The organism is Micromonospora sp. NPDC048040 (genome assembly GCF_055587185.1).
In genome coordinates, this window is the sequence record NZ_JBVJGT010000018.1 from 73,353 (window position 1) to 93,781 (window position 20,429).

Below are 20,429 nucleotides of genomic sequence, written 5' to 3' on the forward strand. Positions count from 1 at the left end.
GCAATGATCCGGCCGACAGACCGGCCTCCCGCGCGACGTTGCGGACCGATGCGTGCGCCAGGCCGGCGCGTCGGACGACCCGCCAGACCGCCTCGGCCAGCTCGGCACGGCGGGTCTCGACGTCGACAATCTTCGGCATGGCTCTTTTTAACACAGTCGTGTTAGCTTGCCAAAATGACACAGTCGTACCAGAACGCGCTCGGCCAGATCGGTGTCAGTGCGGCCGTGGAGGTCGTGGTGCTCGCGGCAATCGTCTGGCTGCTCACCCGGCGTGCCGCCGTCGACGTGGCCGCCCGCGCGCCCACGACACCGACCGCGCGCCGCGAGCTCCTCGGGCTGATGGCGTACGGGCTGATGGCCCAACTGCTCGGCGCGGCACTCGGCCACGCGCTGGGGTGGCACCCCATCAGCTTTCACCTCGCCGGCACGCTCATCGGCGGCGAGGACCATCTCGGCCCGGCCGAAGTGCTCGGCTGGGCCGCGTACAACGCCACCGTCTACGCCGCACTGCCGTACCTGTGGTTCCGTCGCCGATACGACACGACCGCGCTGTGTCTGCGAAGCGCGAACCGCCGCCGCGACCTGACCGTCATCGGTGTCGTCCTGGCAATCGAGTCGGTCACCCAGCTGCTCGGCCTCAGCTCGGCCATCCTGACGCTGACGGCGGGACAGGCAGCGTCGGGCGTGCCGTTGACCTTCGTCCTCTACCTGCTGGGCACCGGCCTTCCGACACTCGTCTTCGTGCAGGCGCTGGTCGTGCCCAGACTCGCCCGGCTCACCGGACGGGTCGGCGCGGTGGCGCTCGGCGGCCTCACCTACGCCGCCCTGCACCTCGGTGATGCCTGGACCAGCTACGGGTCCGCCGAGGACACCGCCGCCTCGATCGGCCTGGTGCTGCTCGTGTACACGCTGCCCGGGATGTTCAAGGCGTTCCTCACCGTGCAGACCGGCAACGCCTGGGTGCACCTGTGGGCCTATCACGCCATCGCGCCACACACCCTGATCGACACCCCACTCGTCGTACGCGTATTCCGACTGTGACGACCGCGGTCCGATCAGCCCGGCGGGCGTGAGCTAGGCGGACGTGAGGAGTTGCGGCCTGCGGCGACCGGACCTGCACACCGCCGCCGGCCAGTGGAAGTGTGCGAGACACGGCGGTCGCGAGGTGTCACACCGGCGCTTGTGGCCGCAGCGGGTGAGCCGGCCCGCCGCCGCTATTCCTCGTCGGTTTCCGCCCACGCGGCCGCGACCAGGGCCGGGAGGACGTGTGCCGCGGTGCCGAGCAGGTTGATGGCGCAGACCCGGTCGAGTGGGGTCGGCTGCGGGTTGACCTGGATCACGGCAGCGCCTGAGCGCGCCGCGACCCGGGGAATCTCGGCGGCCGGGTGCACGACACCGGAGGTGCCGACCGTCAGCAGCACGTCGCAGGCAACGGCCGCTTCGACCGCCGCGGTCAACGCCGCCTCGGGCAGTGGCTCACCGAACCACACCACTCCCGGGCGGACGAGCGCTGCGCAGGACGCGCACCGCGGCGGCGGAATCCGGCGACCTTCGTCCGGCTGCGCGGGCTCACCGTCCGATGTGCCCTCGAAGGACGCCGGGTGGGCGGCCGCCGCAACGCAGCGGGGTGCGAACAGGCTGCCGTGCAGATGGATCGGTGCCCGGGTCCCGGCCCGTTCGTGCAGGTCATCGACATTCTGGGTGATGACGGTGCTGCCGAGGACCCGGGTCTGGATGGTGGCGATCGCCAGATGACCGGGGTTGGGCTCGGCTCGGGACACCCGCGCGCGCCGCCACTCGTACCAGCCCCAGACCAGGTCCGGATCGGCGTGGAACGCCTCGGCCGTAGCGAGCCGCTGAGCGTCGAAGCGCGCCCACAGGCCGGTGAGGCCGTCCCGAAAGGTGGGCACACCGCTCTCGGCGGAGATGCCGGCGCCGGTGAGGACGACGACACGGCGGGCGCTGCCGAGGAGTTGGGCAGCTCGACGGAGCAGAGCACCTTCCATGTGAGGAGATCCTGCCACCCCGCCAGGACGACCGGCGTGCAACCGCCCCGCGGCAAACGACGGCATCGGGCGGACCGCAGGTCCGACCCGACCCGACCGCCCACCGGTCAGCCTTGGCGCCACCGCGCGTTAGCCTGCCCGGCGTGTCCGACGAGGTGGTCGCGTACTACCGTCAGTTCCTCGACGAGCGCTCCTGGTACGCCGAAGGGTTGAGCTGGACGGTGATCCAGCCGGCGAGCGAGCCGGTCACGGAGGACGTCGTCCTGCGACGGCTGCGCGGCCGGCGAGTCGACCTGACCGAGATCCGCTTCCCGCACGTCAACGACTTCCGGCCCGGGATGCCCGACGAGTCGAAGGTGGCGTACCTGACCCAGGTCGGCCCGGCCGTGGTGATGCTCCAGCCCAACGGCTTCGAGGGCGCCCGGCGGGAGGTGCTGCGCTGGCTCAGCGACGGCGTCCGCGTGCACAACATCGACTGGACGATCAACGGCAACGGCGGCATCAGCTACGCCGTCTACGGCAAGGTCCTGGCGTGGGTGGACAAGAACGACCCCGGTCGGCGTCACGGTGAGCAGCCGGATGTTCTCGACAACGACCTGGACGGACTGCGCGAAGCCCGCCGCCGGTGGGACGCCGGCGACCTGGCGGGTGCCGACGTCAACGCCGAGACGATGGCGCTCGTCGAGCGGCGCACCGGCGTCCGGCTCGACGTCGGCTGGGTCGACGGCTTCGAGGAGCCTGGCCAGGCCGTGATGATCGGCGACATTCCACGGGACCCGAGGCCGCCGGGCCGGTTCGGGCACAAGGACCCCGACCTGGACGCCCGGCTGCGGAGTGCGCCAGAGCCGACGCGCCGCGCCGCCCTCACGTTGGTCGCGCGAGCACTCGCCGATCGGTTCACCTTCAGCGACTCCGAGGCAGTGGCCTCGACGGTGGGCTCGATCGAGCGAGGGGTGCCACTCGCCCCGGAGATGCGTACGCGGATGTTCCGCTCGCAGGCCACTGGCGACGGTGAGGCCCGCTCGGCCGTCCACGGGCTCTACGCCGCAACCGCCCTGCCGGACCGGCACGCGGACGAACCGCTCGATCTGCTCAACGCGGCCAGGTACGCGATTCCCGACGAATGGCCCCGCCTGCGCCAGGCGATCGACGGGCTGCTGCACGGCTGACCCTTCGACAGTGCCGGCCGAATCAACGGTGTCGATCAGCAGTTGTCCGGATCCGACGCTGTTGAATCGCTGAGCTGCAACCGCTCGCGTAGCCGCCGCGCTTCGCGGCCGCGGTACACCCGCAGGACGCCTTCCAGGGTGTCGCGTACGTGCGGATCGGGATGATCGGCCAGGTATGCCAACTCCTCTGCACCGCCGCGCCGGCCGCGGCCCAGCTCGCAGAGCACATCGATGATCTCGTCGGCGCTGCTTGCCGCCCGCAACCGCATCATCAGCTCAGCCTTCGGCTTCGGTGGCTCGTCGTGGGGGTACCGGCGCCGCAGCTTGTCCACCTTGTACCCTCCGCGCGGCAGGCAGGATGGACACGGGCAGGGGCGCCGACCGTGAGCTGCCGGCAAGTACCGCCAACCGACTCCTTGCGGGACGTCACGGATCCGTCGTATCTCGGCGCTCGTGATCGCGCGAGGCACGAACACCTCGTAGCCGCGCGGATCGTCGAGTTCGCGCAGCGCCGCGACCGCCTGGGCGGCGGTAGCCTCGCGCGGTGGGGCGCCGTAGTGCCCGACGGTCACCGGCTCGTCGTCGGGCAGCCGCAGATACACCCCTACCAGCACCCCCGAATGCCACCGCCGCAGCTCACGAACCCACTGGTAGGTGAGCGTGTACGACGGCAGCACCGGCATGCAGTACACACCCCGTCCGCCGGCCCGCCCGTGGCTGCGTGCGGCGATTCCCGAGCGCTCGATGCGTCGAGCCGACCGCCTCACGGTGATGTGCACGAATTCCGCCATTGCCGGGGATGGTAGCCGGCCGGCGGGTGGCGACGGGCACGAGTTTCGGGCGTCCTACGCGATCGGGGCGACCGACAACGTACTCGTCTCGGGTAAGAATCCGCACAGTCCGCGCTCGCCCGGCAGCATGCGGTGAAAAGATCAGGTGCTCGTGAGGATGACGAGCTGCTGGGTGGCTCGGGTCATCGCGACATAGCGGTCGACCGCTCCTTCGATGCCCTCGCCGAACGCCTCCGGGTCGACGAGGACCACCAGGTCGAACTCGAGCCCCTTCGACAGCTCCGGGGTCAGCGACCGGACGCGGGACGTCGCCCGGAACGTGGGATCGCCGATGACGCAGGCGATCCCCTCGGCGTGCGCGGCGAGCCAGGTGGCGAGGACCGAGTCCAGATCCGCAGCGGATCCGTGTACGACGGGGACGCCGCCGCTGCGGACGGAGGTCGGCACGTTGGCGTCCGGGAGCGCGGCCCGGATGACCGGCTCGGCTTCCGCCATGACCTCTTCCGGGGTGCGGTAGTTGATGGTCAGGGAGGCCACGTTGATCCGGTCGAGCCCGACCCGCTGGAGCCGTTCCTGCCAGGACTCGGTGAATCCGTGCCGGGCCTGGGCGCGGTCCCCGACGATGGTGAAGCTGCGCGACGGGCAGCGCAGCAGCAGCATCTGCCACTCGGCGTCGGTCAGTTCCTGAGCCTCGTCGACGACGATGTGCGCGAACGGGCCGGCGAGCGGGTCCCGATCAGCGCCGGGCAGTCCGGTCTCGTCGACCAGGGCGTCCCGCAGGTCCTGCTGGTGCAGCATCGTCATCAGGCCTTCGCCGTCGTCGTACGCGGCGGATGCGATCAGGTCGTCGACGACCCTGGCCATGTGCTCGCGCTGGACGGCGACGGCGGCGTCGCGCCGATGCCGGCGTCGGGACGCCTCCGGGTCGCCGAGCCGCTGCCGCGCCGCGTCCAGGAGCGGCAGGTCGGACACCGTCCAGGCCCGCGCGTCGCCGCGTTGCAGCTTCCGTACGTCGTCAGGGCCGAGCCAGGGAGCGCACTTGCGCAGGTAGGCGGGGACCGACCACAGGTCCGCGACGAGGTCGGCCGGGTCGAGCAGCGGCCAGGCGCGGTGGAAGGTCGTGAGCAGCTCCCGGTTCCGCAGCAGCGACCTGCGGACCACGTCATCCGGCTCGTCGCCGTCGTACCTGTCCATCAGGACGGTGAGCAACTCCGCCCAGATCTCGTCACGTGCCTCGTTGTGCGGGGTACCGGGCCCCGGCGCCTCGAACGCCTCGGCCCAGTCTTCGGCGCTCAGCCAGATGTCGCACTCGTCGGTCGTGACCGTCATCCCCTTGGCGGGCGGCTCCTCGTAGAACCTGACGGCCGCCTCGATCGCCTTCACCAGCTCCGCGGACGACTTCAGCCGGGCCACATCCGGGTCGGTCTCGGCGGTTGCCGCAGCACCCTCGGGGACAAGGTCCCGCAGGGTGCAGGTCTGCACGTCCTCCTCACCGAGGCTGGGAAGGACGTCGGCGACGTACGCCAGGTAGGGCTCGTGCGGACCGACGAACAGCACGCCGCCCCGGCGGTGACCGAGGCGAGGGTCGGCGTAGAGGAGGTAGGCGGTGCGGTGCAGAGCGACGACGGTCTTCCCCGTGCCCGGACCACCGTCGACGACGAGCGCGCCGCTCGACCCCGCGCGGATGATGGCGTCCTGGTCAGCCTGGATGGTGCCGAGCACGTCGCGCATCCGGGACGACCGGGTGCCGCCCAGGCTGGCGATGAAGGCGGACTGGTCGTCCAGCGCGGCGTGCCCGTCCAGCCCGTCCGAGGTGAAGACCTCGTCCCAGTAGTCGCTGATCCGGCCACGGGTCCAGCGATACCTGCGGCGGCTTGCCAGACCCATCGGGTTGGCATGGGTCGCTCCGAAGAACGGCTCCGCCGCCGGGGAACGCCAGTCGAGCAGCAGCCGGCGACCCGCGCCGTCCGTGAGGCCGAATCGTCCGACGTACACGGGCTCGGAGTTGTCCGCGCCGACCATGCGTCCGAGGCACAGGTCCAGACCGAAACGACGCAGGGCGCGTAGGCGAGCGGTCAGCCGGTGGATCTCCTCGTCCCGGTCCATCGCCCGCCGGCCCATCCCGCCGGGCGCCTTGCGCGCGGCATCAAGACGGCCGGACAGGTCCGCAATCGACTGCTCGAGGCTCTCCGCGATGGCCGCGAAATGCTGCTCGTCGGCGGCGATCAGCTTCGGCTCGGCCTTGGCAGAGAGGTTGTCAGGAAGATCAAACGCGCTGGTGGTCAGCGGGTTCACGTCATGGCTCCGATCTGAGGCCGCTCGCAACGATTGCGCGGCAGGGCGTCTGAAGCGGCGTGCCGAACCTGGGGGCCGTGACGAGCAACGCTCCGCCGGACGCGGATCCCGTGGCCGTTGTCGGTCCAGGTCGCCAGAGTTGGCAGGTTTTCAATCCGGGTCCCGCTCGGCGATCCCGCGTGATTCTCGCGGGCGGCGGCCTCCCGCTCGTCAGCTCAGGCGCCGACTGGCCGACCGGCACCAGTCGGCCAACCGCTGTGCGAAGTCCTCGTCCCCATACGTCGACAACAACACACGCATTCCGCGAATCTCCCATTTCCGTAAGTACTGGCCTCGGCCGGCCATTCTGCGGCACGACCCGGGTCTTGCCACAAGCCCCCGGGTGCGATATACGTTGAGAGTGGCGGGGAGTGGAGACTCTCTTCCTGGATCCCTTTGTGGACGGACAAGCCCTTCGTGAAGCGACGGCGCGCCGCGTACGGCGGCCGGTGGCTCAGGATCTCCCAGGGGCTACGGACGCAGCCGACGGCGCGGAATCCAGGTGCCGCTGGGGCGTGGCGGCGGATAGCTTACGCAAATGAGCACAATCCCGATCACCGGACCGCACCTACGGTTCCACACCGATCCAGGTGAGTTTCTTGCCGCGGCCGGCGACTACCTGGCCGCCGACCCGGTAGTCAGCACGGTCGTGACCACCGTTGCGCACCGACTGGTGTCGCAGCGCGCCGCCGGGATCGGGCAGCCCGACCGCAATTGGTGGCTGGTGATCAGGGACGAGTCCGGCGCCGTGGTCGGTGCCGGGATGCGGACGGCGCCGTTCGCACCCTATCCGCCATTTCTGTTGCCGATGCCTGACGAGGCGGCCGTGGCCTTGGCCCACGCGTTGCACGAGCGCGGGGAGCAGGTGCTCGCGGTCAACGGTGCCCTTCCTGCCGCTGAGCTGTGCGCCGCTGAGCTGGCCCGGCTCGGCGGGGGCCGAGTCCAGGTCAATCTGCACACGCGGCTGCACGAGCTCGGTGAGCTGGTGTGGCCGGCGCGTGTGCCCGGCGGCTTGCAGGTGGCGACCGAGGACGACCTGGAACTGGTTACGGAGTGGTTTGGCGCGTTCATGGGCGACGCCGACGAACAGGCCGGCCGCCAGCGCGGTGCCAGTGCTGACGAAGTGCCCGACCGTGCGGAGATACTGCGCCGGCTACAAGGCGGACAGTTTTGGTTCTGGGTCGACGAAACCGGGCAGCGGGTGCACCTCACCGGCGCCAACCCACCGTCGTTCGGGGTCGCGCGCGTGGGCCCGGTGTACACGCCGCCGGCCCAGCGCGGGCACGGTTGGGCCAGCAACGCGGTCGCTGAGGTTTCCCGGCGGATCCAGGCCGAAGGCGCGCGGGTGTGCCTGTTCACCGACCAGGCGAACCCGACCTCCAACAAGATCTACGCCGCCCTCGGCTACCGGCCTGTAGTCGACATGGCCAACCTGGTCGTCATTCACTGACGTCGAACACGTCGCGGTGTGGTCGCCCGGACGGCCTGCCGGTCGGGCGCAGTTCGTCGGGCCCGCCCGGCTCGGAGTTGCTGCTGCTCGACATCGCCGCACAGTTCGAGATGCGGGCCCCCTTGTCCCGGCACGCGCCCGGGCTGTCCCCGGGGCGACGCGGGGTCACCGTCCGCCGCATGATCGTCTAGTCTGCGCGCGTCGCCTCTCACCGCCTTCCTGGACGGTCACCATGCAATGCCAGACCTGTGGGGACGCCACGTCCCCGGCTTTCAACGAGTGCCATCGCTGCAGCACGCCGCTCGGTCAGCCGGCAATCACTCCAGGCGTGCCCACGTACCCCGTCCGGGGCCTGGGCACGGCCGCCGCGACGGCGGTCGGCGCGGCCAGCCTGCTCTACCTGCCGAGCGGGCTGTTCCCCGTCCTCGGCGTCCGGATCGCCCGCACGGCCGCCGAGCGGAGTGACCGCGACCTGCTGCTGGGCGCGGCGGTCGCCGAGGGGCTACTCACCCTGCTCTACCTGCTGGCGATCCTGACCGCCGGGGTGCTGGTGATCATCTGGACGTGGCGGGTGCGGACGAACCTGGAGGCATTCCCGGGAGCCCTGCCGACGCTGAGCCCGGCCTGGGCCATCGCCGGTTGGCTGGTCCCGTTCGCCAACGTCGTCGTGCCGGCCCGGGTAGTGGCCAACGTGGCCCGGGACAGCCTCTGGCGGCGGAACACGCCGGTGCTGGTCGGGGTCTGGTGGACGACCTGGTTGGTGTTCGCCGTCGGGGACCGGATCCTCGGTCTCCGCGACGAGCAGCGGTACGGCCGGCTGACCGAGTGGCCCCGCAGCGAGACGGAGTTCGCCACGTACGTCCGCTACTACCAGGAGGCGCTCGGCCCTCGGGTGATCCCCACGGTCGCCTGTTTGGTCGCTGGCGCATCCTTCATCGTGCTGATCCGCCGGATCTCCGCCGCCCAGCAGGACCGGATCGCGAAAGCAGCTCCGCTCTGGCCCGGGCACCCCGGCGGGGTCGTGCCGGGCGCGCCCTACCCGCTGCCCGGAAGTGCGTCGGCGAACCCGGCGGGGTCGATGTCCGGCATGCCGGCCGTACCGGGTCCGGCCTCAGCGTCGCCGCCGGCCCCGCCTGCGGCGGGTGACACGATCGGGGCGTGACGGGAGTGGCGGTCAGCTGCGGTCGGGAACGGCCATCTCGCCGAGCAGGGACCAGTCGTCCTGCGGGATCGTCACGTTGACGATGCGGGGCGTCTCGGCGAGGTGTGGCGGCAGGGCCTGCTGCGCCGCCCTGAAGTGCTCGGACTGGACGTGCGCCGCGCCGGCGTTCTCGTCGCGGAACGCCTCGACCAGGACGTACTCCGTCGGGTCGTCGACGCTGCGGGACCAGTCGAACCACAGGCATCCCGGCTCACGGCGAGTTGCCTGGGTGAACTCGTCGGCGATCTCGGGCCACCGGTCGGCGTGTTCGGGCAGTACCCGGAACTTGGCGGTAATGAAGATCATGGACATCTCCCGTTCGTAGGCTGCCTCGTGACTCGGCCAGCGCTGGCCTGATTTGCCGGCGGACCGGCGCGCCAGCGTGAATCGAGACGGTGAGGCCCGTGAACGATGTGGGACTGGCGGCGTCCACCCTATACGCCCGGAATGCGGTGCCCTTGGTCAGGTTCGCCACGAATCACGGAGTGGTTTCGGTGCCCGCGTCGGCGCGTCAGACGCCTGGTCGATCCGACGGCGCGGCGACCCGCAGGCGCGGGCGGCGCGCCCAGGTGGCCCACCGCCAGAGCCACTCGAGCGGGCCGCTGCGGTATCGGGCCAGCCAGAGGGTGGACCACAGCCATTGGACGACGAGGACAGGGCCGGCGATCAGGAAGACCGTCGTCACGGGCCATTCCTCCGGCCGGCCGCCGACGAGCCCCGCGGCCACCAGCACCAGGATCGTGGCGGTCAGGTAGTTGGTCAGTGCCATCCGACCCAACGGCGCGAAGACGGTCCGCAGGGCCGGGCGGAGCGGCGTCCTGAGCAGGACCAGCAGGGCACACACGTAGGCCCCGGCGAGCAACAACCCGCCCAGGGACATCGAGAGGCCGGCGCCGCTGTCCTGGTCGCTGCTCAGCGACTCGACCTGCGACCACAGGAACGGCGCGGCCGCTACCGCGAAGACCAGGCCGAGCACGGCCGGCACCGTCGCAGACCGCCCCATCCGGCCGATCACGCCGTACCGGGTGAGGGCTGAGCCCACCAGAAACAGCCCGGCGATCAGAACGAAGTGATTGTCTCCGATGATCAGCGCCGTGACGATGAGGAGGGTGCCGAGGATCGCCACCGTCCACCGGGGCAGCCAGGTCGAGGGGAGCAGGATCACGAGGCCGACGATGGCGTAGGCGTGCAGGATGTCGCCCTGCCACAGCAGCAGATGCGCCACGCCGATCGCGAGCAACAGCAGAAGCCGGCGTAGCAGGAGCAGCCGTGGACGGGCGACGCGCCCCTCGGCGGAGGCCAGCAGCAGCGAGAACCCGATGCCGAACAGGAACGCGAAGATCGGAAAGAAGCGCTGCTCGACAAGGAGGCCCATCCACGCGTGCCCGTCGTCCAGGCCTGCCGGCGGTCTCGACTCGACGACGACCCGACCGACGTTGGCTATCGGCTGGACGTTGGCCAGCAGGATGCCACACAGCGCGAAGCCGCGAATCACGTCGAGCGCGGCGATACGTTGTCGGCCCTCGGGGCGCGTCGGTGGGCACTCGGCTTCGAGCGTCAGGCGAGAGTCGTGATGTGGCATGGGGTTCATCCTGCGGACACCGCCCGCCGCCGGCATCGGGCCAAAGCACACTCCGCACCGTCGACGACCGTACTTTTGACCGGTTCGGTGCTGATGGAGATTTCGTAGTCTGAGCAGAATGGGTCTTCACGATCGGCTGAGCCGGCCGGCCGATGTCGGCCTCGGCGTCCTCTCCGCCGCCGTACTCGCCCTCCAGGCGGTCGCGATCGCGCAGACCTGGGGTGGCGGCTACTGGCAGTTCGACTGCGCCGCCGGCGCGGTGACGTACGGAATTGCCCTGCTCCGCCGGCGTCACCCGGCCCGGGCAGCCGTTGCGGGCCTCGCCGTCGCGGCGACCGCCATCCTGGTCGCCCGACTTGCCCACCTGCCTGCCGAGCCCAGCCCCGCCATGGTTCTCGTCCTGTCCGTGCTCGTCGGCTCGGCGATCAGGGCGCTCCCCCTGCCGTTGGCCGGCGCCGTCGCGGCCGCCGGGCTCGCAGTGGTCGCCGGCACCCGGCTCGCCTTCCCCGCCGACCCGGGAAGCCGGGCCGTGACGTCGTGGAACGCGGCCGGATGGCTCGCGGCTGTCGCGCTCGGGCTGGGTCTACGGTTGCTCGACGCCCGCGGCCGGGCCGTCGCCGAGCAGGTGCGCCGGGACGAGCGCATGAATCTGGCCCGGGAGCTACACGACGTCGTCGCCCACCACGTCACCGGCATCGTGCTCCAGGCCCAGGCCGCCCAACTCGTCGCCGGCAGGCGCCCGGAGGCGCTGGACGGCGTACTGTCCGGCATCGAGCAGGCCGGCTCCGACGCGTTGGCCGCGATGCGGCGCGTCGTCACCCTGCTGCGCGACAGCGACGACGCGCCGCCAGCCGCCGTCGTTCCCGAGCGGCTCAGCGAGTTGGTCAACCGCTTCGGCGGCCACGGACCCACGGTGCGACTGCGGATGCCCGACGGCGAACCCGAATGGCCACCCGAGGTGACCAGCACCGTCTACCGGATCGTCCAGGAATCGCTGACCAACATCGCCCGCCACGCCGCCCACGCCCACTCGGTCATGGTCACCGTCACCCAGGATCGGTCGGCCGTCACCGTCGAGGTCGCCGACGACGGCAAACCGGTCCGACCCCGACCCCACCACCTCGGCGGGTACGGCCTCGTCGGAATGCGCGAACGCGTCGAAGCCCTCGGCGGCACGCTGCGGGCCGGCCCGCGAGCGGGCTCCGGCTGGTGCGTACACGCCACCCTGCCCGTCCCCACCTCGGAGCCGCGATGACCATCACCGTCCTGCTCGCCGACGACCAGGCGATGGTACGCAGCGGCCTGCGGCTGATCCTGGAGAACCAGCCCGACATCAGCGTGGTAGCGGAGGCCGCGGACGGTGTCGAGGCGCTCGCCGCGGCCCGACGACTCCGCCCGGACGTGTGCCTCGTCGACATTCGGATGCCCCGCCTCGACGGCATCGAGGTGACCCGGGCGCTGGCGGGTCCCGGCGTCGCCGACCCGCTGCGGGTGGTCGTGGTCACCACCTTCGACCTCGACGAGTACGTCTACGGTGCGCTGCGGGGCGGGGCGGTCGGTTTCGTCCTCAAGGACGCCGGCCCCGCGCTGCTCGTCGAGGCCGTTCGGGCCGCCAGCGTCGGCGACGCGCTGATCTCCCCGTCGGTCACCCTGCGGCTGCTGCGCCACCTGGCGGTCACCGCATCACCCGCCGGGAAGTCGGGACGTCAGCCGCTCCGGCCACTGTCCGAACGGGAAACCGAGGTGGTCAGGGCCATCGCCGCGGGCCGTACGAATCAGGAGATCGCCGCCCAGCTGTTCATCTCCCTCAGCACCGTCAAGAGCCACGTGTCCGGCATCCAGACCAAGCTCGGCGTCCGCAACCGGGTGGAGATCGCCGCCTGGGCCTGGGAGAACCGCATAGTGGGCGGCGGGCGGCAATCGGAGCTCGGGTCAACGTAATCGGAGGGGAACGGTCGCTGACAACCGCCGAGACTTGGTGCGCGCTCACTACCCTGTTGCATGATCCTGGGCACGAGTCGACAGCGATAAGGGCATCACATGACTGACAGTCCCCCTCCGCACGGAGGGCAGCCGGATCCGAACGTCACCCCCCGCAGCGGGCCGCCGGCCCCGCAGGGCAGGCACCCCGGATACGGCCAGCCACGGCAGGCACCGCGGTTCGAGGCCCCGGCCCTGCCGCCGCAGAGGTCGAAGAGGGCTCTGGTCATCGGCCTGTCCGCCGTGGTGGCCCTGCTCGTACTCGCCGGCGTCGGGTTGACCCTCGTCAACAACGACGACGATCACGCCCCGAAGGCGACCAGCGGCGAGCCGGGCGCCACCCCCGCCCCTGGGGGGTCCGAGTCGCAGGAGCCCGGCGACAACGCGGTGACCGCCCGCAGCGACAGCGACCTGGGCAACGTCTGCGAGGGCAGCCAGATCCTCAACGCGGCGCCCTACAACGGACCGTCGGGCGCGAAGGCGTACACGTTCGCGAACTCCCCCGACCAGCCGGCGCTCTGGTCGTCGACGTCGATCGCCTCGAACAAGCCGTACTACGCCGGGAGCACCGACTTCGAGTCGGTGTCGGTGGTCGGCTGCCTGGAGTTCGTGGGGGCGAGGGCACGCCCCGCGAGTGCGAGTACAAGGACACCCTTCTCAAGCAGTTCACCATCGACTACGTCTCGTCGCGCTACAAGCTGACCTTCTACGCGGCGAAGACCGCCGAGAAGATCGGCGACGGCGGCACCCTGAGCACCCCGGCGAACCGGTGCCCGACCTTCCTCTCGCAATACAACAAGACCACCATGAGGGCGTACGCGTCGCCGGACACCGAGACCATCGAGGCGGCCCTGGACACGTTGCTGTCCTGAGGCCGACCGGTCGACTTCGGGGAGGGATGGTCACCCGTCCCTCCCCGAAGTCGACAGGCCGCCTCTGCGGACCCGCACCTGCCACCGACCGCACCGGCGCGCGCCGCGTTCGCCGAGTCAGGCGGCGCGGCCCTGCTCGTCTCCGTCGGCCGGGGTCACCCGAGCCAGCGAGCCGCTGATCTCCTGTGGACTGCGCAGCAGGTTGAGGATCGGGCATACCCGCTGCACCTCAGCGTGCAGCCGGGCCAGGTCCTCGTCGAGGGCGGGCGAGGCGACCTGCACCTCGTATCGGAAGTTGTACGGGTGGACAGGCGCCTCGGTGTTCCCGGGCTCCTGGGCACGTGGGTCGTACTCGGCCTGCACGTCCACCGCGAGGGAGTCGAGCGGGATCTCCAGCTCCGCCGCCTTGATCAGGAAGATGTGCGTCACGCAGCTGCCGAGCACGCCGGCCTGCAGCTCCGGGGAGCCGGGCCCGAGATCGTAGCCGGCGAAGTCCGGACCGCTGTCGCTGATGACCTGGAAGTCACGGATCCGGATGCGCCGTACGCCGCTGCGTCCCTCGGCGGTGACCCGGGCGCGCAACGGAACGGGGCCACGGTCCGGGGCGGCACGGCGCGCGGTCAGCGCCGCCCGCTTCTGGGACAGGTATTCACGAAGGTTACTCACAGCATTCGCTCTCTTCTGGGTGGTGTCCGGTCGGCCGCTCAGCGCAGGGTCACCGGGCCGCGCGGCGTGTCGAGCACCGCCTCCAGCGCGGCCCGCGGTCCGTCGGTCACGTCGAGTTCGACGCCGAGCGCGGCGAGGTCGCGGCGGACCACCGACGGGTCCGGGTGCGTCGCGGTGAACGAGGCGAGCCGCACCTGCGGCAGGCCGGAGCGCGCGGGATGTTCCGTGCCGCCCCAGTCGATGAGGAACGGCACCGGCCCGCCCGCCGCGCGTTCCTCCCGTCGGGTCAGCCGCCAGGACAGCAGCACCCCGTCGGGTCGACGGCGGGACAACGGCTGGATCTCGCCGGGGTCGTACCCGCGTTCGCGGGCGAGGCCGACCGTCTTCTCGATGTCGTCCGGGTGCACCGCCCAGGTGGCGAGGCGAGGCTCGGTCAGGGCGTCCAGGCCGAAGGTGCTCGGGCGGACGGCGGGATCGGCCTCCGGATCCGGACCGATGATTTCGAGGTAAGAGGTCGGGCCGAACCCGACGAGGTAGTTGGCGGTGCCGCCAGGGTGCCGGCCCCCGGGAACGGGGGTGACGCCGGTGCGCGCCGCGAAGTCGGCGACACCGGCGGCGAGGTCGGGCACCGCGTGGACGAGGTGGTCGAGTCGGGGTTCGGTCACGTCACTGCCTTTCGTACGAGGACTGGCCGCTGGCGGTGCTCACGCGGCCGGTGGTGGAGTCGGCTCCCCGAGGGAGAGCATGAGCCGGTTGGCCCAGTTGAAGAAGGCGGCCGCATGCAGCAGGTCGCTGATCGCCAGGTCGTCGAGACCGACCGCGCGCAGGGCGTGGATGTGCTCGGCGGTCAGCGCGGCCGGCGTGGCCGTGAGGGCCACCGCGGCGTCGACGACGGCCCGCCAGCGCTCGTCCTGGGGTGCGTCGACCCCCTCGTCGAGCAGCCGCTGCACGTCGTCGGGGCGCTTGGAGTGGTGTGAGGCGAACCGGGCATGGACGGAGGCGCAGAAGACGCAGCCGTTGCGGCGCGAGGTTGCCGCCGCCGCGAGTTCCCGCTCCGCCCTCGGCAGGCCCTCGTCCGGGTTGTAGAAGATGTCCTTGTCGGTCTTCGTCCGCGCGCGCAGGATCTCCGGGTCCCGGGCGAGCAGCAGGAAGTAGGGGGAGTTGGCGCGCGCCTTGTCCACGAGCGCCTCCCGATGGACGTCGGTGAGTTCCGCCTCGCTCAGCGGTGCGAGCCAGGGCTCCCAGCCGAGCTGGTCCTGGGTGAAGGCGAGCGGTCGCGCGGCGGCGGGACGGTCGAGCACGGTGTCGCTCACGACGGGGATCCCTTTCTGGACGGCACGGCCAGGAGCCGGAGGCTCGTGACGAGGCGCACCTGGAAGCTGAGGAAGGCGACGAGCTGCGACAGGGTCACCACGTCGGTGGTGCTCCAGCCGGCGTCGAGGAGGGCCTGCAACGCCTCGCGGCTCGCCTCGCGCGGACGGAACACCAGGAGGTGGGCGTGTTCCAGGGCGGCGGCGAGCCGCGCTCCCAGCTCGTCGCGGTCGTTCGTCCGGTACGCCGGCCCCGCCACGCTCTCGGCGGCGAGCGGACCGGGTGCCGGGTAGGCGCCGTAGGGGCCGGTGGTCCTGCCGGCCTCGGCCTCCTTCGCGATCAGCGCGGCGAGCTGCGGTGAGTGCTCGGCCAGGCGGGTGGCGTAGAAGTCGGCGGTCGCGCCGTCCCGGTGCAGAGCGGTCACGAACGCGGCGACGGCGAGCCGCTCGGCCGTGGTGGCCTCCCCGGCAGGGCGCGGCGAGAAGAGCGCCTCGTAGCTGGCCTGCGCGTTCCTCCTGGCCTCCGGTCGCCGGTGGCGGATCTGGTCGAGGCGGGAGGCGGGCTCGATGCCGACCAGGTGGTCGATGACGTCGGCGATGGATGTGCTCATGCGCTGCTCCGTTCGGTTGACGGGTCGGCGGTGGAGTGCGGCGCCCAGCCGAGCGCGGGCGCGACCTCGGTCGCGAGCAGCTCGATCGAGCGGAGGACGAACGGATGCGGGGGGTCGACCGAGTGCACCTGGAAGACCAGGTCGGTCGAGCGCTGGAGGATCGGGTCGGCCTTCAGGCTGGCGATGACGTCGTCCGGGGTTCCGACGTGCACGTCGAACGCGGCGATGAGCTGGGCGAGGCCCCCGTCGGGCACGGGGTGACCCTTCTCCTTGAACTGCCGGACGGCGCGACCGAGCCCCGCCTCGGCGAAGCGCAGCGCCTCGGCGCGGCCATCGGCGACGAATGCCGTACGCGACGCCATGATCCGCGGCGGCACGCCCTCCGGCAGGTTGTCGTGGTAGGCGTCCACGATGGGACGCTGGATCTCCGCCAGGGTGGCGTGCGGGGCGTCCTCGGTGCGCGGCTGGGTACGCGAGAGCATCAGTCCGTTGCCGGCCTTCCCGGCGCGGACTCCCCCGCTCACCGAGAAGGTCGCCTCCCAGATGGCGTCGAGCAGGCGCGGTGCCGCCGGGTAGAGGTGGTTGCCGTCGTCGGCGAGGGCGCGGCCCGACCAGGCGTCGACGAGCACCGCGAGATGCTGGGCGTAGACGGCCGAGCGGTTCGCGCTGTCCTGCCCGAACGCGCTGAACGACGAGGGAGTGCCGCCGTTGCCGACACCGACCTCGAGCCGGCCGCCGCTGAGCAGGTCGAGCACCGCGGCGTCCTCGGCGACGCGGACCGGGTTCTCCAGCGGCAACGTGATGATGCCGGTGCCGAGGCGGATCCGAGTGGTCTGCGCGGCGACGTGCCCGAGGAACACCAGCGGTGCCGGCAGCCCGCCCTCGGCTGCGTGGAAGTGGTGCTGGGCCACCCAGGCGGAGTCGAACCCGTACGCCTCGGCGTGCCGGATCTGCTCGGCGGCCAGCCGGTAGCGCGCCTCCGCCGGCCCGTCGTCGAGCAGCCGGGTGAAGAACCCGAGTCGCGGACGGCTCATGCCGCCAGCTCCGCGACGGCGCCGGGTACGGCGGCGAGCAACTCACGGGTGTACTCGTGCTGCGGCGTCTCGAAGACCTGCCGCGTGGTTCCGGTCTCCACGATGCGTCCCTTTCTCATGACCGACACGGTGTCGGAGATCTGCCGCACCACCGAGAGGTCGTGCGAGATGAACAGGTAGGTGAGCCCGAGTTCGCGCTGCAGCCCGTCGAACAGGTCGAGGATCTGCGCCTGCACGGTCACGTCGAGCGCGGAGACCGCTTCGTCGAGCACGAGCACCTCCGGGTCGACGGCCAGCGCGCGGGCGATCGCGACGCGCTGGCGTTGACCGCCGGAGAGTTCACGCGGCTTGCGGTCGAGCACCGTCCGCGGCAGGGCCACCCGGTCGACCAGGTCCCGCACCCGCTTGCCACGGCCGGCCCGGTCACCGAGCCGGAAGTTGCGCAGCGGTTCGGCCACGATGTCGCCGACGGACTGCCGGGGGTCGAGCGAGCCGGCCGGGTTCTGGTAGACCAGTTGCACCCGGCGGCGCAGTTGGCGCAGTTCGTCGCCGCGCAGCCGCGCCACGTCGGTGCCGCCGATCGTCACGGAACCGGAGGTCGGCGTGGCGAAGCGGACGACCATCCGCGCGGTCGTCGTCTTGCCGGACCCCGACTCGCCGACGAGGGCATGGGTCGTCCCCCGCCGTACGTCGAACGAGACCCCGTCGACCGCCCGGAACGGCTTGCGCCCGACCCGGAACTCCTTGACCAGGTCGCGGGCGACGATCGCGGGCGGCTGCCCGCCGGCGGAGCGTCCGCCGCGCGCCGGCGGGGGGACGTCGCGGAACTGTCGTGGCGCCAGCGACGGGGCGTCCCGCAGCAGTCGCCGGGTGTACTCGGCTTCCGGTCGGGCCAGCACCGCCGCGGTCGACCCCTGCTCCTCGACCCGCCCGTCGCGCATCACGACGAGCCGGTTCGACCGGTCGGCGGCGACGCCGAGGTCGTGGGTCACGAGGATCACGGCGGTGCCGAACTCCGTACGGAGGTCGTCGATGAGGTCGAGGATGCGCCGCTGCACGGTGACGTCGAGCGCGCTCGTCGGCTCGTCGGCGATGACGAGCTGTGGTTCGAGGGCGATCGCGCTGGCGATGAGGACGCGCTGACGCATCCCGCCGGAGAGTTCGTGTGGATACTGCCGGGCGCGCAGCTCGGGGTCGGACAGGCCGACCCGGTCGAGCAGCTCGATCACGCGGCGCGAGATGGCGCGTCGGTCGCCGCGCTTGTGGATGCGCAGCGTCTCGCCGATCTGCGCGCCGATCGTCATGACCGGGTTCAGCGAACTCGTCGGGTCCTGCGGGATCAGGCCGATCTGCGCGCCGCGGACCGACTCCAGACGTTTCGACGACCAGCCGGCGACATCCGTGCCGTCGAGCAGGATCTGGCCGGAGTCGACGGACCCGTTCGCGGGTAGCAGGCCGATGATCGCGTGTGCGGTGGTCGACTTGCCGGAACCGGATTCTCCGACGACCGCGACGACCTCGCCGCGGTCGACGGCGAACGAGATGCCGCCGACCGCGGGGTGGACGTGGTCGCGGGTCCGGTAGGAGACGGTCAGGTCGCGTACCTCGAGCAGGCTCATCCGTCCTCCCGGCTGATCGAGCGGCTGATCCGGCCGGCGGCGAGCACGACGAGGACCACGACCACGCCCGGCAGGGTGGTCAGCCACCACGAGGTGGCCAGGTAGTTGCGTCCTTCCGAGATGAGCAGCCCCCACTCGGGGGTGGGCGGCTTCGCGCCGTAGCCGAGGAAGCTGAACGTGGAGATGGCCAGGATCGCGGCGCCGAACTGCACCGCGGCGAGCGCCACGACGGGGCCGAGCGAGTTGGGCAGCACGTGCCGCCGGAGCACGGTGGTGAAGCGGCCTCCGCTGCCGAACGCGGCCTCCACGTAGTCGGCGCGCCGGACCCGTACCACCTCTGATCTCGCCAGCCGGGCGAAGGCCGCCACCGAGCCGATGCCGACGGCGATCGCCACGTTGACGGTGCCGGGGCCGAGCAGGATGATGGCCGTCAGCGCGAGCAGCAGTCCCGGGACCGCGAGCAGCACGTCGACCACCCGCATCACCAGGTCGTCGAGCAGGCCGCCGACCGATCCGGCGAGCAGGCCGAGCAGCGTGCCCAGCACGAGCCCGACCGCCACGGCGACGAACGCGCCGGTCAGCGAGCGGGCGGAGCCGTGCACGACGCGGGCGAGGAGGTCCCGGCCCAGGGCGTCCGTGCCGAAGAGATGCGCGGCGCTCGGTGCCTGGAGCTTCTGCGCCGGTACGCCGTTGATCGGGTCGTGGCCGGTGAACAGGCCCGGCGCGACCGCCCACAGCACGACGACGGCGATCGCGAGCCAGGCGAGCACGAGCGCGACGGGTGGCCGGCGCAGCGGCAGCCGGGCCGGGGCCGGCTGCGCGGGCCGGAGAACGTCGATACCGGATCGGGCGGTCATGCGGTGACACCGACCTTCGTCGTCAGTCGCGGGTCGAGGACGGGAAAGAGCAGGTCGACCACGAGGTTGACCAGCACGAACACGGCGGCGGCGAGCACCACGATGGCCAGCATCACCGGGGTGTCCTGGGCGGTGACCGCCTGTTCGGTCAGCCGGCCGATGCCGTTGCGGCCGAAGACCGTCTCGGTCACGACCGATCCCGCGATGAGCTCGCCGAAGGTCACTCCGGCGATCGTCAGCGTGGGTAGCAGCGCGTTGCGGGCGACGTGCCGCCAGAGGATCCAGCGGCGCGAGGCGCCCTTGGCGGCCACCACCGCGACGAACGGCTGCGCGTGAACCCGGTCGAGGCTGCGGGCCAGGACCTGCGCCAGCGGCGCCGAGATCGGTACGGCGAGAGTCAGCACGGGCAGGACGAGCTGTTCGAACCGGGTGCCGCCGATGACGGGTACCAGTCCGAGCTGGAACGAGAACACCTGGATCAGCACGATGCCCAGCCAGAAGGTGGGGACCGAGACGAACAGCGACGGCACCGCCAGCAGCGCGCCCCGGATCCAGGCGAACCGGCTGTGGCTCGACACGAAGGCGATGGTCACGGCGATCAGCACGGCGACTCCGAAGCCGAGGCCGGCGAGCTCGGCGGTCGCCGGCAGGCCCTCGGCCAGCCGCTCGATCACCGGCGTGCCGGTGTCGATCGAATAGCCGAAGTCACCGCGCAGGAAGCCCAGCAGCGTGTGGACGTACCGGACGATGCCCGGCTCGTCGCCGCCGTACAGCTGGCGGATCTCCGCGATCTGCTCGGGCGAGAGCCCGAGCTCCGGGTTCTGGAACTTGATCAGTATGGAGTCGCCCGGCAGCAGTTGCAGCAGCACGAAGCCGGCGGTGAAGGCGGCCCACAGCACGAGTACGGCCTGCCCGACACGGAGCGCGAGATACCTGGTCATGAGCCG

21 protein-coding genes and 1 pseudogene are annotated in these 20,429 nt (G+C 71.4%); 8 read left to right on the forward strand and 14 right to left on the reverse strand.

The features are described from left to right. Positions 1 to 174: 174 nt before the first annotated feature. Positions 175 to 1,041, forward strand: coding sequence for a hypothetical protein (locus tag ACZ6O2_RS19095; protein ID WP_350705842.1), 867 nt, complete (start codon positions 175 to 177; stop codon positions 1,039 to 1,041). 173 nt (positions 1,042 to 1,214) lie between these two features. Here the strand turns inward: ACZ6O2_RS19095 and ACZ6O2_RS19100 are convergent, their stop codons facing one another. Further along, a complete protein-coding gene (locus ACZ6O2_RS19100; RefSeq protein ID WP_466023731.1) occupies positions 1,215 to 2,006 on the reverse strand; it encodes an SIR2 family NAD-dependent protein deacylase in 792 nt (263 codons plus the stop codon). A 143-nt stretch (positions 2,007 to 2,149) separates the two neighbouring features. Between ACZ6O2_RS19100 and ACZ6O2_RS19105 the strand changes: the two genes are divergently transcribed. Then, entirely contained in the window at positions 2,150 to 3,175 is a 1,026-nt protein-coding gene (locus ACZ6O2_RS19105) for a DUF6461 domain-containing protein (protein ID WP_466023732.1), read from the forward strand. 35 nt (positions 3,176 to 3,210) lie between these two features. On the opposite strand, the gene ACZ6O2_RS19110 is transcribed toward ACZ6O2_RS19105, so the two are convergent. After that, positions 3,211 to 3,966 carry a HEAT repeat domain-containing protein gene (locus ACZ6O2_RS19110; protein ID WP_466023733.1) on the reverse strand — a complete coding sequence of 252 codons (756 nt, stop codon included), beginning with the start codon at positions 3,964 to 3,966 and terminating at the stop codon, positions 3,211 to 3,213. A 141-nt stretch (positions 3,967 to 4,107) separates the two neighbouring features. Further along, on the reverse strand, positions 4,108 to 6,252 hold the full coding sequence (gene helR, locus ACZ6O2_RS19115; protein ID WP_466023773.1) for an RNA polymerase recycling motor ATPase HelR: 2,145 nt from the start codon (positions 6,250 to 6,252) through the stop codon (positions 4,108 to 4,110). A gap of 586 nt (positions 6,253 to 6,838) precedes the next feature. On the opposite strand from helR, the gene ACZ6O2_RS19120 reads away from it, so the two are divergent. The 3 genes and pseudogenes from ACZ6O2_RS19120 (at position 6,839) to ACZ6O2_RS19130 (ending at position 8,912) form a co-directional block, all read left to right on the forward strand. Further along, a complete protein-coding gene (locus ACZ6O2_RS19120) occupies positions 6,839 to 7,750 on the forward strand; it encodes a GNAT family N-acetyltransferase (RefSeq protein WP_466023734.1) in 912 nt (303 codons plus the stop codon). A 23-nt stretch (positions 7,751 to 7,773) separates the two neighbouring features. Beyond that, positions 7,774 to 7,933 (forward strand): annotated as a pseudogene (locus tag ACZ6O2_RS19125) (amidase); the annotation flags it as partial. A 145-nt stretch (positions 7,934 to 8,078) separates the two neighbouring features. Then, a complete protein-coding gene (locus tag ACZ6O2_RS19130) occupies positions 8,079 to 8,912 on the forward strand; it encodes a DUF4328 domain-containing protein (RefSeq protein ID WP_466023735.1) in 834 nt (277 codons plus the stop codon). 12 nt (positions 8,913 to 8,924) lie between these two features. Here the strand turns inward: ACZ6O2_RS19130 and ACZ6O2_RS19135 are convergent, their stop codons facing one another. Both ACZ6O2_RS19135 and ACZ6O2_RS19140 read right to left on the reverse strand, forming a co-directional pair. After that, the gene (locus ACZ6O2_RS19135) at positions 8,925 to 9,263 is read right to left on the reverse strand and encodes a putative quinol monooxygenase (RefSeq protein ID WP_466023736.1); all 339 of its coding nucleotides are present in this window, start codon (positions 9,261 to 9,263) and stop codon (positions 8,925 to 8,927) included. Between the two features lie 199 nt (positions 9,264 to 9,462). Next, positions 9,463 to 10,569 carry a DUF418 domain-containing protein gene (locus ACZ6O2_RS19140; protein ID WP_466023737.1) on the reverse strand — a complete coding sequence of 369 codons (1,107 nt, stop codon included), beginning with the start codon at positions 10,567 to 10,569 and terminating at the stop codon, positions 9,463 to 9,465. Between the two features lie 82 nt (positions 10,570 to 10,651). Between ACZ6O2_RS19140 and ACZ6O2_RS19145 the strand changes: the two genes are divergently transcribed. From ACZ6O2_RS19145 to ACZ6O2_RS19155, 3 genes are all read left to right on the forward strand, one after another. Continuing rightward, positions 10,652 to 11,788, forward strand: a complete 1,137-nt coding sequence (locus tag ACZ6O2_RS19145) for a sensor histidine kinase (RefSeq protein ID WP_466023738.1) — start codon at positions 10,652 to 10,654, stop codon at positions 11,786 to 11,788. After that, the gene (locus ACZ6O2_RS19150; protein ID WP_466023739.1) at positions 11,785 to 12,474 is read left to right on the forward strand and encodes a response regulator; all 690 of its coding nucleotides are present in this window, start codon (positions 11,785 to 11,787) and stop codon (positions 12,472 to 12,474) included. Before ACZ6O2_RS19145 ends, ACZ6O2_RS19150 begins: the two co-directional genes overlap by 4 nt. Positions 12,475 to 12,573: 99 nt before the next feature. Then, positions 12,574 to 13,215, forward strand: a complete 642-nt coding sequence (locus tag ACZ6O2_RS19155) for a hypothetical protein (RefSeq protein WP_466023740.1) — start codon at positions 12,574 to 12,576, stop codon at positions 13,213 to 13,215. A 4-nt stretch (positions 13,216 to 13,219) separates the two neighbouring features. On the opposite strand, the gene ACZ6O2_RS19160 is transcribed toward ACZ6O2_RS19155, so the two are convergent. From ACZ6O2_RS19160 to ACZ6O2_RS19200, 9 genes are all read right to left on the reverse strand, one after another. Then, a complete protein-coding gene (locus ACZ6O2_RS19160) occupies positions 13,220 to 13,372 on the reverse strand; it encodes a hypothetical protein (RefSeq protein ID WP_466023741.1) in 153 nt (50 codons plus the stop codon). A gap of 130 nt (positions 13,373 to 13,502) precedes the next feature. Continuing rightward, positions 13,503 to 14,051, reverse strand: coding sequence for an OsmC family protein (locus ACZ6O2_RS19165; protein ID WP_466023742.1), 549 nt, complete (start codon positions 14,049 to 14,051; stop codon positions 13,503 to 13,505). Positions 14,052 to 14,089: 38 nt separating this feature from the next. Continuing rightward, entirely contained in the window at positions 14,090 to 14,716 is a 627-nt protein-coding gene (locus tag ACZ6O2_RS19170) for a VOC family protein (protein ID WP_466023743.1), read from the reverse strand. 39 nt (positions 14,717 to 14,755) lie between these two features. Then, positions 14,756 to 15,364: an alkylhydroperoxidase domain protein gene (locus tag ACZ6O2_RS19175; protein ID WP_466023744.1), complete on the reverse strand. Its 609-nt coding sequence runs from the start codon at positions 15,362 to 15,364 to the stop codon at positions 14,756 to 14,758. Then, entirely contained in the window at positions 15,361 to 15,972 is a 612-nt protein-coding gene (locus ACZ6O2_RS19180; RefSeq protein ID WP_466023745.1) for a CMD domain protein, read from the reverse strand. The genes ACZ6O2_RS19175 and ACZ6O2_RS19180 overlap by 4 nt, the downstream gene beginning before the upstream one ends. After that, positions 15,969 to 17,006 carry a putative FMN-dependent luciferase-like monooxygenase gene (locus ACZ6O2_RS19185; protein ID WP_466023746.1) on the reverse strand — a complete coding sequence of 346 codons (1,038 nt, stop codon included), beginning with the start codon at positions 17,004 to 17,006 and terminating at the stop codon, positions 15,969 to 15,971. Before ACZ6O2_RS19185 ends, ACZ6O2_RS19180 begins: the two co-directional genes overlap by 4 nt. Next, positions 17,003 to 18,625 (reverse strand): dipeptide ABC transporter ATP-binding protein, encoded by a 1,623-nt coding sequence (locus ACZ6O2_RS19190; protein ID WP_466023747.1) that lies wholly within the window; start codon positions 18,623 to 18,625, stop codon positions 17,003 to 17,005. Before ACZ6O2_RS19190 ends, ACZ6O2_RS19185 begins: the two co-directional genes overlap by 4 nt. After that, positions 18,622 to 19,482, reverse strand: coding sequence for an ABC transporter permease (locus ACZ6O2_RS19195; RefSeq protein ID WP_466023748.1), 861 nt, complete (start codon positions 19,480 to 19,482; stop codon positions 18,622 to 18,624). Before ACZ6O2_RS19195 ends, ACZ6O2_RS19190 begins: the two co-directional genes overlap by 4 nt. After that, positions 19,479 to 20,423 (reverse strand): ABC transporter permease, encoded by a 945-nt coding sequence (locus ACZ6O2_RS19200; protein ID WP_466023749.1) that lies wholly within the window; start codon positions 20,421 to 20,423, stop codon positions 19,479 to 19,481. The genes ACZ6O2_RS19195 and ACZ6O2_RS19200 overlap by 4 nt, the downstream gene beginning before the upstream one ends. Between the last annotated feature and the right edge of the window lie 6 nt (positions 20,424 to 20,429).